This window comes from Mucilaginibacter achroorhodeus (assembly GCF_007846095.1).
Classification (GTDB): Bacteria; Bacteroidota; Bacteroidia; order Sphingobacteriales; family Sphingobacteriaceae; genus Mucilaginibacter; species Mucilaginibacter achroorhodeus.
This window is the reverse complement of record NZ_VOEI01000002.1, coordinates 134,388-149,389: the sequence shown is the minus strand read 5'-3', so window position 1 is coordinate 149,389 and position 15,002 is coordinate 134,388. Positions and strand designations below refer to the sequence as shown.

General features: G+C 41.6%; 10 protein-coding genes. 4 read left to right on the top strand and 6 right to left on the bottom strand.

Annotation, left to right across the window (positions count from 1 at the left end; all coding sequences use genetic code 11):
* Positions 1-583 precede the first annotated feature (583 nt).
* Entirely contained in the window at positions 584-1,411 is an 828-nt protein-coding gene (locus tag FPZ42_RS06615; protein ID WP_261382239.1) for a hypothetical protein, read from the bottom strand.
* A gap of 769 nt (positions 1,412-2,180) precedes the next feature.
* Here FPZ42_RS06615 and FPZ42_RS06610 point away from each other — a divergent pair.
* Entirely contained in the window at positions 2,181-2,792 is a 612-nt protein-coding gene (locus FPZ42_RS06610) for a GDSL-type esterase/lipase family protein (protein ID WP_146269710.1), read from the top strand.
* A gap of 446 nt (positions 2,793-3,238) precedes the next feature.
* On the top strand, positions 3,239-3,580 hold the full coding sequence (locus FPZ42_RS06605; RefSeq protein WP_146269709.1) for a hypothetical protein: 342 nt from the start codon (positions 3,239-3,241) through the stop codon (positions 3,578-3,580).
* A 281-nt stretch (positions 3,581-3,861) separates the two neighbouring features.
* On the opposite strand, the gene FPZ42_RS06600 is transcribed toward FPZ42_RS06605, so the two are convergent.
* The 5 genes from FPZ42_RS06600 to FPZ42_RS06580 all read right to left on the bottom strand — a co-directional run bounded on the left by FPZ42_RS06600 (position 3,862) and on the right by FPZ42_RS06580 (position 11,310).
* Positions 3,862-5,934: a glycoside hydrolase family 43 protein gene (locus tag FPZ42_RS06600; protein WP_146269708.1), complete on the bottom strand. Its 2,073-nt coding sequence runs from the start codon at positions 5,932-5,934 to the stop codon at positions 3,862-3,864.
* 22 nt (positions 5,935-5,956) lie between these two features.
* Positions 5,957-7,561, bottom strand: a complete 1,605-nt coding sequence (locus FPZ42_RS06595) for a glycoside hydrolase family 43 protein (protein ID WP_222431547.1) — start codon at positions 7,559-7,561, stop codon at positions 5,957-5,959.
* 1,066 nt (positions 7,562-8,627) lie between these two features.
* Positions 8,628-9,296 (bottom strand): response regulator transcription factor, encoded by a 669-nt coding sequence (locus tag FPZ42_RS06590; RefSeq protein ID WP_146269707.1) that lies wholly within the window; start codon positions 9,294-9,296, stop codon positions 8,628-8,630.
* Positions 9,297-9,365: 69 nt separating this feature from the next.
* The gene (locus FPZ42_RS06585; protein ID WP_146269706.1) at positions 9,366-10,106 is read right to left on the bottom strand and encodes a sensor histidine kinase; all 741 of its coding nucleotides are present in this window, start codon (positions 10,104-10,106) and stop codon (positions 9,366-9,368) included.
* A 688-nt stretch (positions 10,107-10,794) separates the two neighbouring features.
* Positions 10,795-11,310, bottom strand: coding sequence for a hypothetical protein (locus FPZ42_RS06580; RefSeq protein WP_146269705.1), 516 nt, complete (start codon positions 11,308-11,310; stop codon positions 10,795-10,797).
* A 251-nt stretch (positions 11,311-11,561) separates the two neighbouring features.
* Here FPZ42_RS06580 and FPZ42_RS06575 point away from each other — a divergent pair, with 251 nt between their 5' ends.
* Both FPZ42_RS06575 and FPZ42_RS06570 read left to right on the top strand, forming a co-directional pair.
* Positions 11,562-12,866 carry an LGFP repeat-containing protein gene (locus FPZ42_RS06575; protein ID WP_146269704.1) on the top strand — a complete coding sequence of 435 codons (1,305 nt, stop codon included), beginning with the start codon at positions 11,562-11,564 and terminating at the stop codon, positions 12,864-12,866.
* A 60-nt stretch (positions 12,867-12,926) separates the two neighbouring features.
* On the top strand, positions 12,927-14,990 hold the full coding sequence (locus FPZ42_RS06570; protein ID WP_146269703.1) for a hypothetical protein: 2,064 nt from the start codon (positions 12,927-12,929) through the stop codon (positions 14,988-14,990).
* Positions 14,991-15,002 lie beyond the last annotated feature (12 nt).

Below are 15,002 nucleotides of genomic sequence, written 5' to 3'. Positions count from 1 at the left end.
CTATAGGGGTTAGTTTTCATTTGATTAATAATGCCACCAATATAGGGTATTGATTATTGTCTTTTCTACAATTAATGTCACTAAAATATTAACCTGTTATATAATTTTATTGTATATGCAAAATGACTAATGTCGTGACAATGGTGTTCATTTGTTTTAGGTTTACCCGATTCCGAGTCAAGTAAATACTATCAACGGGCTTTCCTAATAACTGATTAAGAGAATTCAGGATAAGAAGCGCCTTGCCAGCGAACTCATGTCAACTCATACGCAGTGGTGAATGACGCCTAATAATCTTATTTCGAAATCTTGTGAAGATTATATGGATAACAATTTGGGACCACATCGCGGAGATGATTTTTGCGTAACTTATTCCAACAAGGCATTGATTTTCACCGAATATATTCCGCGGCCAAATGCTGATTTGATGAAACGACCTAAATCTTTAATCGCCTACAATTATCAATCTGCGAAATGAGATGACAGCTCTGCTTCTAACAATATAGTACGAGATTCAGCTGTGATATCAACGACCCATTAAAACGCTTAATTAATAATAAGTATGATTTTAATTAATTAAATATTACAACTCGAGAGATAGGTTGTCCCTGACATCTGTCAACAGATCTCTGATCACTTTTACTCCACTATTCCAGCGTTTCATAAGATTGACAAATTTAATTTCTCCGCGTTCTTTGATGCTTTGGTCAGCCAGGTAATAATCCGGCATCAAAATTTTCATCGCATCGTGTACTTCCTTCAAGCTTCCGCTCGCCAACAGATAGGGATCGGCAAGCGACAGATCAGCCAAGGCTTCGGTCATGCTCGTGACATAATAGGGGCAATCCCAATCGTGTCTATACGGCATATCACTTTTGACATTCACTTTCTGTAAAGGGTGTGAAAGGTCTTCTATAACTTCACCAATTGCATCCCCAAAAACATTGGAGTACTCGGTTATGAAATGGTTCCACCATCGGGGGTGATGGGGCAGATCCTTAAGCAAAGTGTCACAAACATATACGCGTATCGGGAAATGAGGGTTTACCGGGTCCATGATGAGCAACGAAGCACCGAAGTGACCCTCTTTAGGCGAATGGCGGCTACAGATCACAAAATACTGGCAGGTATCGACACCCGTGTGATTTATCTCTACCATCCACTGTTTCACTTCATGCAGGCGTTCTTCCAGGTAACCCTTTTCAAAAACGACGTGCACATTACCGGCAGACTTGACAACGCATTTTTTACTGTTCTCTTCGAATACGTTGTTATTAGCCGGACGGCTTGCAAAGTGGTTGCCGCTATTATATCGTAAGCGGTCTGATTCAGGCGGATAGGTGGAAATATCTGCAATGTCCCCGGCCTCGGTCTGCTTTGCAGGTTGTACGGAACGGAACGGCACGTGCATGTTTTCACTGTCTATCCGGTGAGCAAGGTTGTAGATCCGCTGTTCGGCCGTCGCAAATAGTGGATCCCCACTCACCGGATCAAAATGGACATGGTCTATACCTCTAACCAAATGACGTGCTATACATCCCTCTTGCAATAATTGCTTTAGTGGATGAGCTGAATGTAAGAAAAAATCTCGCAAAGCATTATTTGACAAGTACTCCTCCAGCGACTGATCGAACCGGAGCGGCATTTCAGTTTGATAACGAATAACCCATTTCCGAAGGAAGCTTTGCACTTCGAGATTGAAATTACAATTGGCAGCTTCTGCCGTTTCGCGCGTACACGTTACTTGCTGTATGTAATTTTGATAATTGAGTGTGTTGATAGCCTTTATTATTTGAATATTAAACAATTTCTCAACTGATCGATGGTTAAGGTAATATCCAAACCGATCAATACAATGAGCACGCTGATAATTCGGCCTGGCAAAACATAATTACGGTTACGACCTGATCAATCATATATAAATATTATAAGAGGAAAATGGTGACTTGGACAAAGGATTTCTGACACATCTAAAATAAATTAAAACTTTAATATTTTTACAATTTGTAAAAATTAATTGCTTGAAAGGACTCCTTATACAAAAGCTAAAATATAGGCATTGCTGTTTGACAACTGCTGGTCGTTCACAATGGGTGTTCATAAATCCTTTGCATGAGAATCGGTCTCAAATGCAGATTTTAGAAATCATTTAATTAGGTTTGGAATTTAACCGGATTCATATGCTTTGGTACGAAGATGAAATTCAACTTTTAGAAATGCAGCGCGCATCATTGAATTACCAGCCTGAAACTGTGTTTTATGGAAGTTCTTCTATAAGGCAGTGGACAGAACTGGCTGAAGATTTCAAGGATATGAACCCTGTTAATCTTGGTTTCGGTGGTAGCACGCTGGCTGCCTGTGCTTGGTTTTTTGAACGTATTCTCACTGATTACACGCCGAATAGAATTGTTGTCTACGCAGGTGATAATGATCTCGCTGATGGACGTCACCCGCAAGAGATCGCCATATCTTTTGAATATTTAACAAAAAGGGTAGCGGAAAAATATGGTTCCATACCTTGTTATTTTATTTCCCTGAAGCCAAGTCTCGCAAGATGGGGACTGATTGAACAGTTTAAATATGCCAACGAATTGATATCTGCAGTTATAGAGAGCAAGCATGTCAACTGGCATTGGGTAGATATATTCACACCTATGCTGGCCGACGGTGATCGACCGGATCCGGAATATTTTGTTGCCGACGGTCTTCATCTTAGCCGTAAAGGCTATCAACTCTGGACCAGCGTCTTAAAAAATGACATTGGTCTTGCGGAAGGCAATATTCACCGGTAATTACACCGCCATTGTAACATACATAGCGATCATTTACAGCACAATGTGTTGGATACAAGCTGGAACACTGTAAACAACTGAACGACCATACCTAATCCGGAGGATTGTCAGACACTAGCCTACCATGGAGATGATACGAATTCAACAATAAGTTTATATCTATATATCTCAAAAAACATAACCGTTATAATTTTGAAGTTTGTCGGCCTTACAATAAGTAATCAAAAAAAGGGTCGCAGTTCCACGACCCTTTTACGTCAAGTCAATCGTTGTATAATATGCGTTTAGATTTCCGCTAAAGCACCCTTGGTATTTCGCAAAGCCTGATAAGAATTCAAAGCATTCTTTAAGAAAAATATTGATCATTAAATTTCTCAACTGGTTAAACTATTTAAGGCTATCCTATATCTAAAAAATTTAGTAAGCATTAACCATTACCATCAATTATGAAGTTATCACATTCCATTATTGTATCAATCCTGACCCTGTGCCTTTCGGCTCGTTCCATGTATTCCCCAACTTACTTCGGATCTAAGTATCCCGCAACAAAGAATGTTCAATCTTTTTATTCTGCCTCCGACGTCAAACAGTCGTATGAAGTCATTGGTCATATGAACATTGCCACCGGTAGTTCAGCGTCTAGTCAAAATAAAACCAGGGAATCAGCAATCGAAAAGACAAAGGAAGTAGGAGGGGACGGTGTCATCTTTGCGGAGATCAACCGACAGGTAAATCAACACACTACGGATGATTATACCATCAAAGTGGATGTAATCAAATTCAAATAGCGCGCTTACCTTACGTTAGTTCGCTGTTAATGCAGTTAGCCATATTCGTTTCTCTGAAGCTTACCAGCTATAATATTTGTCAAAGGGATATACTCAAAAGTTATTATAGTTCGAACGTCGGATTTTTCTAAAAGCGTGTTAGCAAGCTTGCTGACCCGATTAAAACTATCCAAGAAAATTAAAGCATATTTTAGCTGAAATGGGAAAACACGGACTAACGAATCGATATGGATCGGTGATTTTTGCCGATGAGAAAATGATCAAGAACATATTTAAATAGTTCAGTTTACTTGTTGCCACATAAAAACGGTACCGTCTTTACGGCCTGGCAGTGTGCCTGGCCAATCCGCGGAATATACTTCGCCCGTGTTAGGGTCAAGGCCAACAAAGCGGTTTGTTTTTAACGATAGCAGCATACATTGGCCTCGCAGCATATCCTGCCAAACAAATAAACTGGCCTCAGATTCTTGCGGTAGCAAGCGCACATCAGCAGCTAAGCCAAGTCCGGTTACGGTAACAAAGCAGTTTCCTTTAACGGCCTGTAAAGCAACTTTTCCGTTCCCACGGTCAAGCACTTTAAACGAGCAGGCTTCAATTTTTTTTCCGGGTTTGTAGGTTTGCCCCGGGCAAAGCATCCCATGCGGATTGGCCCAAACCATGCGGTTATTAGCACGGTTGGTAAGCATAATGGTTTTACCGATAGGCAGGTTATTGGTTCTGCCAGCCATGGGCTCGGTAACGGTAAAGCGGCTAAAGGCTGCGTAACCACCATCTTGCCCCTTGGTGTTGTATGCAAAAAGTGCGAACCTGGTTCCCTGGAAGGTCTTTAGCTGATAGGGCAGGCGGATGCTATCACCAATGTTCTCGAAATCGTTGCCATCTGCACTGTAACTTAACTGTGCTATATCATCGTCAAAATTCCCGAATGCACGGAAATGCACAAGAGGGGAGTTTAAAGGCTTATCAATTGTTTGTTGTTTATACTGATCAAACATGCGCAACATGTATCGATTTCCGTCGCGTAACACGCCTACCCATGCGAATGGGATGTTCATTAAACCAAGGCCGGCAACGTCGCCGTCTTTGAGGTTTTTGGCATTTAGTTGAACTGTTGCGTATGATTCCGGGCCAATACCTCTTTGCGTAAGCGTGTTGCGGGCCCAAAGAAAATCTTTAGCCGGCATGGTATTTAATTGTAGCGAACCTGCCTTTAGCTGCCATTTACTGTCGACAGGGTTATGGTTCCATTGCCATGCCGAAGCCAATTTACCCGATTTGAAATCATCGCTTCGCTGGTAGGGTGGGTGAGGCTTCTCAGGTATGCTTACTTTAGGCTTAAACCATGTACGTGGCGATCGGCCCAGGTTTCCCTCAATGCCAAAGAAAGGCCAGCCATTTTTCCAGGTAACCGGCGATAGAAACGTTGTTCTGCCTACCGACCGAAAATCCATCATGGAGAATCCCCACCAATCGCCGTTTGGCAAGTCTACTATACCGCCCTGGTGCATGGGCACCGAACCGAATACCCTGTCGTTCTGTTTAACAATGGTTAGCTTATCTGTGTCGGAAGGCAAGGGGGTATCAAGCCAAACATCTTTTGTAAACCAGCCTAAAGCGGTGCCCATGGTTTCTTTAGCGCTTATTACCGTGGTTTCATAAGGGCCGTAGATATTTGTAGCGCGTGCGCACTGTAAGCGGCCTGCATCTGCATTGGTTATATAATATTTGCCGTTTATTTTGTAAAAATGGTTACCCTCGCCCAAGGCGTTACCTTCAGGGATGACTACCTTTTCGCTGTTAACTATAAAACCGCTTAGGTCGGGTTTCATCTCTATCATTTTTATCTCGCCAACGCCAAAAACGATGTAAGGCTTATTGTTCTCAAACAAAACGGAAAGGTCGTAAATATTGCGGCCAAGGTTATGCTGTTTCCATGGGCCGGCAGCATTTGTTGCTGTAAAAACCTGCAGCCCATGTTTGTTTATGTTAGAAAAAACGTAAAAAGTACCCTTATGGTACCGGATACAAGGTGCCCATATGCCTTGCCCGTAAGCTTCTCTACCATCAGTCAGATCAAACTCTTTCCCCAGGTTAAAACGTGTAAGCGCGTAGCTAACCACTTGCCAGTTCACCAAGTCCTTTGAGTGTAGCACGGGCAAACCCGGAACGCTATGCATGGTGGTACCCGTCATGTAAAAGTCGTTACCTACACGGATGATGTCCGGATCAGAAAATTCATCGTAAAAAAGCGGATTGGTGTAGGTTCCGTTCCCGTTATCGGCACTCCATGATTGCGCATTAAGGGTAGGGATAGCTAATATGCAGCCTATTATAAGTGTAAACAATCGTTTCATCAACAGGGCAATGGGCTTTTACTTAATTGGTATATTTATAGTGGAAAAAGTCAACATCTATGTAACCGCCATCAGCTTTGGTGTTGTAGCAGTAAATAGCTAAGCGGTCGCCGCGGTATGAGGCCCATCTTAGCTGGTAGCTTTCACCAAAGGTTTTAAAATCTTTGCCGTCGGTGCTGTAGCTATATGTGCTTAAGCCATCTAAGCCCCAGACAGAACGTAGCAACAGATATTCGCCGTTAATTACAGGGCCTTCTGTGGTTTTATCTTTGGTGCTAAAGGTCAGTTTCTTTTCTGTACCGGTGCATATCACACCTAAGGTTGAATAATATGGCGCGCCAAAATGAGATAAGCCTGCTTTTTGCCCATCAGCCATTCCGCTGATATCTATTTTTACGGTTACTTCATTGCTGGTTGTGCGGTATGTACGCTGGGTTAGCGTGTTGCCTGCATAAAGCAGATCATCTTTTAGCGGCGTAAAAGCATGTAACCTTAACCAGCCTTTTCGCTCTGTTAACGACCACTTATCTTGCTTCGGCTGATAATTCCACTCCCATTGCGGTTTAATTGAAGCGCCTGCAAACTCATCACTGCTTTGCGGAGTTACCCTTGGTTGGCCCGCTACTGGTTTTTTGGCTTCCCAAACCATTTCACCAATAGCTGCCTGGTTGGGTTGGCCTATCACCGGCCAGCCATCAAGCCAGGTTACCGGTAGTAAACTCAAGATACGGCCAGACCAATCTCCGGATCCATGGTGCGTTAAAAAATACCAGTGCCCTGATCGGGTTTCTACCAAACCACCCTGGTTAGGTTCATTATATTGCGGTTGGCCTTCACTAAGTTGCCTTGGGCCTTCGTAAGGTCCCCATATGTTTTTAGCACGCTCCATCATTAGCACGCGTACATTATTCCTAACCTCGCTGAACAAATGATAATAGTAGCCTTTTATCTTGTAAAGTTTATTAGCCTCGCTGCCATCTGATTGGTAAATAACTTTATCAGAACCCTTTATAAGCGATTTGCCATCAGCACTCATTTTAAACAATTGTATCTTGTATCCATCTGCAAAATGCGTCCCGATGAGGTATGCCTGGCCGTCTTCGTCCCAGAAAGGGCAGCAATCATCCCAACCTTTTTCTGCCAATACGCGTGTCAAAGGCGCCCAGGGTCCTTCGGCTTTTTCGGCGGATGTCATGAAATAACCCTCATCAGGGTCGCCAAAATATACCCAAAAACGATTGTTATGATATCGTATAGCTCCGGCCCAGATACCTTTGCCGTATCGGTCCATTTGTTCACAGGTCATGGCCGGAGATATGGATGCGATATCGTTAACCGCATGGCCCAGGATCTTCCAGTTTACCAGGTCCTTTGAATTTAGAATAACAAAACCCGGAGAATATTGAAAGGTAGATGAAACAGCGTAATATTCAGTACCTACGCGTATGCAGTCCACGTCGCTGTAATCGCCAGGTAAAACAGGGTTGCGGTAGGTGCCGTTCCCCTGGTCGCCCCATTTGGTCCAGTTACCCCAAACCTGGCTGGTAGTTGTGGGTTGGCCGAAACAATTGTTTAGAAAAAAGCACGCATACAACGCGCAAATAGCCATAACTCTACAGTACATCATTCCTCAATTTAGGTGCTTTATAAATAGCAGTTACCGTTACAGATACGGATGAACTAAAATTAGTAGATGTAAAAATTGAGGTATTAGCAATTTAGGACTTTTTTTTATACAAAACCGACCATCAACAAGTGAAAAAAGTCAAAATGCATGGAAGATAATTTAAAATTTTATTTCTATCGAAATGATTTATGGCTTCAAACTAATTTACAATAGCTAATTCCACGCCATTTCGCGATAATAATGAATTAGCTTTTTGACCCAGCGCCTACTGTTTTCGAAATCATAACTTTCAAATTCCCCTAAACATAATGGAAGTAAATGAGGTTTAATACATCATTGGTCAGTTATATATAATAGACAACGATACACAATCTTACACCTCTATTGTGCCAATTCAACTGGAAATTACACTGGCAATCTTTGATTTACAATTCATTTTAAGTGGTTGCCTATATTCCATATAAATGATTCCGAACAATATCAAATAATTAAACCATAGGCCATTTATATGTGGACCTAAAGTTCAGTAAAGGACAGCGGTTATTCTCAGAAGCAGTTGATTGTCTTGCGATAACAACTGAACGTCTGCAACTAACATTCGTCTCTTCCGACCCTTACATTTGTATCAACAAAACACATTATTATGCAAAAGATGATTAAAAGTTAGAAAGCGTTAGTACGTCGCTTTAATAAGTACAATTTATAAACATCGAAATAGCAGTTGTAACGTAGATGAATTTAATGATAACCTTGGCTTAAATTCGATTGAAACTTTATTAACAAGAATGTCAATGCCTGTTTTATTCAATATACACAGGCTTCGAGAAATGCACATTTAAGTTTATTGAATCTGCACATATTTTGTATATTAGGCGATGAACGGTGCATAGATAGGTGCATTAAAACAGTGTAACATTCGTGGTTGCAGATTTTTTCGGTGTTTATAAATAATTGATTTATAGTTTATTGCGAGAGGCGGTTCGAATCCTTCCCTCACCGCTGAGAAACATGCTACAAATAAAAAGCCGCTAACTCGTATGATTTAGCGGCTTTTTTGTTTTCTATATTAAATCAGTTCGTTCTCGTGCACCAGTTTATGTTTCAGTGCAAATATGATAAGCCCACCTAAATTTTTAACTTTTACTTTTTCAAAAATCTTAATTCTACAACCCTCAACTGTTCGTTTGCTTAAATATACAGTATCGGCTATTTCCTGTGCGGTTCGCTGGCAACAGATCATTTGTATAATGGTTCTTTCTCGTTCGCTTAGTTCAATGATAGGATCTGAGGTTGTTGATTTAAATTTACTGCGCACGATCATGCCTGCAAGGGCGCTTGACGTTTTGGCACAGTAATAATTTTTACCTTCGTAAACACTTGTTACTGCTTCAGCTATTTCGTTTTTGTGTGCGTTTTTTAGCAGATAGCCTTTTGCGCCTGCTTCAAGCATTTCTACGATCAGGTTCTCTTCGTCAAACATAGATAGTGCTATCACCTTAAGATCAGGCCATGTTTGTAACATCTGTCTGGTGCTTGCTATACCATCTAAAACCGGCATTTTAATATCTGTTAAAACAACATCTGGTTTTGCCTTATTTACTATGTCTAATAATTGCGCTCCATTACTTGCACGGCCAACTACTTTGAAACCATGCTGGCGGGATAACATTAAAGATAGCCCATCCAAAAAAATTTCATGATCATCTGCTATTACAATATCAATGTTGTGATGCATGATTTTTTCTATTTACTTAAAGCGTATCTTTAAATTAAGCTAAAATTAAAAAATTTAAAAGATAAAAACCTAAGAAAGAGGTACTTTTATTACATAATTGCAGCCCTGATCTATGGCTGATGTGATTGTTAGACTGGCATTCAAGATCTCGCATCTGCTCCTGATACTGCTTAAGCCTAATCCTCTTGCCATCTTTCCCATTTCGTTAGGGTTAAAGCCAATGCCGTTGTCAATTGACATTACGGTAACTTGATTGCCCACAACAGCTATAATTAACCGTAAACTTGTGGCTTGCGCATGTTTCATGGTATTATTAACTACTTCCTGGATGATACGAAACAAGTGGATCTCGATATTTTCGGGTAATTTGATGTCTTTTTTAGCATCAAAATCAATCTCTATAACCTTCGAACTATTTATCCTGAAAAGATATTCTTCAATTGCTTTGACCAAACCGTTCCTGCTTAGGCTTTCGGGCGAGAGATTATAAGAGATCTGCCTTAACCCGGTAATTGTTTCATCGATATGCGAGTTTGCTATATTGAGCAATGCCCTGTTGTCGGCACTGATGTTCTCAATACTTTGCATGTATAACTTAACCGATGAAAGCAATGGGCCAAGGCTATCGTGCAAGTCGTTTGCAATGCGTTTACGTTCCAGTTCCTGCATGGTTATTTCCGCGCGTATCATATCTTTTTGCAAGCGTATGTAACGCCTGTGATATCTGATAACCGATATCACAAAGAACATAATGATAAGCGCAATGATAACCGAAGTACTAACAACGGTATAAAATAATTTATCCTCCATTAATAACTGCGAAAGTTATATTTCTTGTTACGGCAAGCAATGTAATTATACCTGGCAATAAGCCCTATTGTGCAGGCATACATTATGTTAGTAATAGCATTTACATATGCAAATAAAACAATTATCTTATTGGCAACCATGGATTTATCTGATCCTATGAAAAAAGATGCCTCATAAATTATTTGATAAATAAAGAAAATGATAAATGATAGGGATAGCACAAAAACAGGATTTTTTAATAAGCTGTTCCGCTGATCTACCATGGAACGGTTTATCAAATTTATGCTTAGTAAAACAATCAGGAAAGCGTAGAATACTCTAAAATATGGACTGAAATTATTGAGATTTTTAAAAGCTATATTTTCGGTGAGCCAAAATGCGGTACACAAAGCCATCAGCCCAAAGAAAATAACAGGCGAGCGCCTGTTATTTAAGATATAGAGTTGGTAGATTATTAAACAGCATTCACACAAACTGTAGGTGTTAATTACAACAGCATTGCTGGTCCTTAAATATTCAATGTCGTAATAACTAAGCAACTCTGCCGCAAATGACAGCAGTAGCACACAAAAAAATGGCAGCCAGCAATCCTTTATCTTTTTTATTGCAAGTAACCCCACTATAATAGGCAGCAAAATAGACTCGCTTAAAAGAAAGGTAAATACAGTTTTCATGCTAAGCAAGCTTATTATTTCCGGCTTAGGGTACTGCATAATGTAGGGCATCGCTGGCCCACTTCCAATATTATAGGCGAGGAACCTGAAGATGCAGCGGAGTATGCGGCTGTTGCTGCCAAAGTATCGCGTTTACCTAATATATCTTCGCCCTTTGCGTCAACGCCTACTAATACAAAGCGGATAAGGCCTTTATCATCCTGCCCCACATAAATACGCATACCTTTTGCTCCTTTTTGGTTTAGCAGTAATGCAATCGCGTCGCGGTTAAACATCTCCGCGTCGGGCATGCTAAAGCTTTTGTCAAGATAATCGGGGCTTCTGAGTTGCCTCATTAACTCATTTTTCCCTTGTCTGTAACGTGTAGTTAATTCTTCTGCTTTGCTAACAGATATAACATGCCGTTGCGCGTTCCTCTGGTCATAAGGTATTTTTCCGTTACCGTGGTTTTTTTCCTGGCAGGCGGTGAACAAAGTAGCAGTTAAAACTCCCTGCACCAGCAGGTTAATAGAAGATTTAAAAGTGATCATATGATTAGCTTATGTGGGTTACGGGTTTATTTGTACGATTTATCTATAGTTAATTATACCAAACAAAAATAGATAAAGAATCAGCAGCGCCATTGCGTAGTTATACGCAAAATATCTCCGTAGTTATACGCATAACTTTCAGTATACGTACTGTTTACCTCCAATTGAATTTGCCTCAACTTTGGATTGTTCGCTTATGAGAATGATAAGCGATAATGAAAATAATTAACTAAAGATAAATACTTTTTACTATGTCTGCAATTGATGAAAAATACGATGATCTGTTCTCGCAGGGAGTGGATCTTGGAGCGGCAACAACCGATGAAATACTATTAGCTGATGGCGTTGGCTCCAGCCGGTCTTATGATGTTGGTACCATTTACTACCACCCTGATTACGGCGCTTTTGAGGTAAACGGCGACATACTGGCGCGTTACATTGACCTTGGTGCAGAGCAAAGTTCTTTGGGCTACCCGTTGAGCGATGAGCAGGATGACACAACCGACAATGCAACCATCGGCCGTAAAAGTGAATTTGTAAATGGTGTAATAACCTGGACAACTATTGACGGTGCTATAGAAGCTTATTACGATAATAGCTCTAATACACCAGAAGAAGGAAATAACACTACTGAAGAGGAAAATAAATCCGAAGAGGAAAATAACACCACTGAAGAGGAGAATACGACAGCGGAAGAAAGCAATAATACTGAAGAAGAGACGCCGACTGAACCATCTGAAATTGATACCTGGTTAAGTAACGATTATCCAACCCGCAAAATTACTGTTGGGCAGGCATTACAAATAGTCGATCATTTAATAAACGAACCAGATGCACAGTTGCAGATAAATGGCGGGGCTGTTAATCAAACCAACGTTACTACCGTGATAAGCGGCAATGGCGAAACAAAAGCGGTTGTGCGTGCTTATCGCATTAAGCCTGATGTGGTAAACGGCATTCAGTTTAAATACTTAACCGGCACTACCGCCAAGGTGATAGGGTTTATGGACAACATCGATCCACGTATGATAGTGTTCCTTTACAAAATGACCGCCTGGTTCAGGGATTTTTGGGGGCCAAATAACAACTGTACCGTCACCGAAGTGCATCACATTGGCATTGGCCATGGTAATCCAAACCATCTTTTTGATTGCCATAATACCGGCAGGGCAATTGATTTCGGTGGTCTTGCAGGCACTTTGTCAGACGGTTCAACATTTACGCTTAATATCCTGAACGATTGGGGCAAAAAGCCCGAGGTTACCAGCGGCGGCAAAACCTGTTTCAGGTTACAGGAAAGCGACGGGCTTATTTATAACCTGGCCCGCGACTATTATGGCTACGCCATGCAGCACTGCCAGGATAAATCACAAAACCAGGACGACCTGCTGAGCGACAGCGAACAAGCCGACAGGATGCTTGAATACAATCGACCTACGGTCTCGTCCTTTATTTGCCACCCGGACCACCCCGATGCATCGCTTAGAAAAGCACATGCTAACCACTATCATGTGCAAATAGGGGCAACCAACTATGAGGCAAACCCGCCGCTGTAGGCTCATACTTATCGCACAAACATTCAATCAAAAAATTAATAACCACTAATCTTTTTTACCATGTATGTAGAATTTAATGGCTCGGCAAAAGGCCCTCTTTGGGGCGTAAATACCGTTCAGGTAACTTACTCAGATGCAGGCGAAACCTATACTTTACAAATCTTCCCCGATATCTGTAATGATGATTTAAAAAACTCAGGTAAACCTATGCATTTCTATATTATGCCAAACTCCGTACGGATGGCCAGGAATGATGATGGCAAATACCAGTTTCACTTTACAAAGTTTTCAGGTGTGTTAACTGAAGACAGCAACATTGGCACCAAAGGTCAGGAAGAGGTAGCAGGCGGTATGGTATCGTTTACCTCAACGTTGGAATTACCGCCGGGTGTTATAGACAGCCTTAAAGACCAAATTGCCCAACAAATAAAAAAGAATGCCAGCCTAAATAGCAACCCGCTGTTTATGTTTAAAAACCCTGATGCGCCTGCGTTTGAATTAGGCTTTGTACCGGTAGAAGAGAACATAGTGGCCATATCAACCGCTACGCTTGGTGAAATTAATGACCCTGCTACGCCGCAGGATAATACTGATAAATGGCTTTGGGAAATGCAGGGCGACGGAAGAGGTTCACTTGATCCTAACGGCAAAAATGCATGTACTGCAATGATGGGTCAGTTCCCTGCTGCCTTGGTTGAAGCCGGCTTTAAAGGAGATAGCGGGCCGTTATTCGTGCAGAATGCACTTAAACTCCGCTTTTATATCCCGTCTGTAGAGATCAAGGTTGTTGCCGATTATTCGAAGATCCATAACGCTTATACCGAAAATACCAAGTATAAAGACAACTGGACCCAAAGCAACATTCACAGCATGTTTGAGGAAAATAACCTTTCGGGGTTTTGCAAAACTACTATTACTTATGGCGATGCGGAACTGACCGACAAGGACAAAGAGCTTTATAACGATATGGCCAACCAGGCTAAAGCGCTGATAATGGAAAATGTTAAAAAGTTCATTTTCGATCGCCAGCCGGTTCAATTGGCTCCTGCCGAGGCTGCCGATACCAAATCAAAGCAGTTGGAGATACAGTCGCACAGGTCGTCATCATGGTTTGGCTTGGTAAGATCAAGCAGCACCACCTATAGCTGGAAAGACAGCGACAACGGTTACAGCTATGCGCTTAACAAAAACTTTTCTGCCGATACCGCCCACATGGAAGACAGCACTACTATACAGGGCCCTTATTTTAAAACTACTGTAGTAAGCGGCAATATGCGCGGATTTTTCCAGGAGCTAAGCAAAGACCCCAAGGCAAAAGACGAGTATTTCAGCTTTGTGAACATGGGCGATGCCTTTAAAAAGATCCACGTTATAGCAACCTCCAGGGCTAACTGGCCAACTGAAACCAGCGAGCAGCCTTTAGATAAGCTGTTGCTATCAGTAGGATACCCCGATTCAAACGGCGTTGTGCAGTACCGTAACTCGGGCAGATATTATGATACCCTGGCTGGCAAACTTTCTGAAGATTTTGCTCCGGCTATCTGGACGAAAGATAACAAAGACAGGGTATACGTATTTGATTTTGCAGTAGATGATAATGTACCTGCCGATAAACGTAACCAGATCTCGGTTAAACGTACCATCACTTATAAAGAAGATGAGCGCGTTAAAATAGACGCCGACAACACTGTTGAAATACCCGAAGAAACAACCACCAACACACAGGTAGAGATCAAAGCAGACCTGGTAGGGCACCTGAAGGTAGCACCTATTTACCTGGCGGCAGATCTGAATAAACACATGCAGGTTGAGGTTACTTTCAATAAAGACGGCTTTTCGCCTTTAACCATAATGTTCACTACCGACAATGCAACAGAGAAACCTTCTTTTGAGGTTTGGACAGCCGATGCCGGCCAGGTAATGAAATGGTCATACAAAGTGAAGGTGACTTACAAAAGCTATGGCCCGCTTGATGCCATCATTTACGAAGGCGATGAAGTGCCTATGTCTGGCAGTTACCCTAACGGTATCTCTATTAACCTGCCCAAGATGCCGGATGATCTGCTTGACCGTTTAACGGAATACAAACAAAAATCTAAACAGCTGGACGAGCTTGATGCCTAACCTTTCATAAAA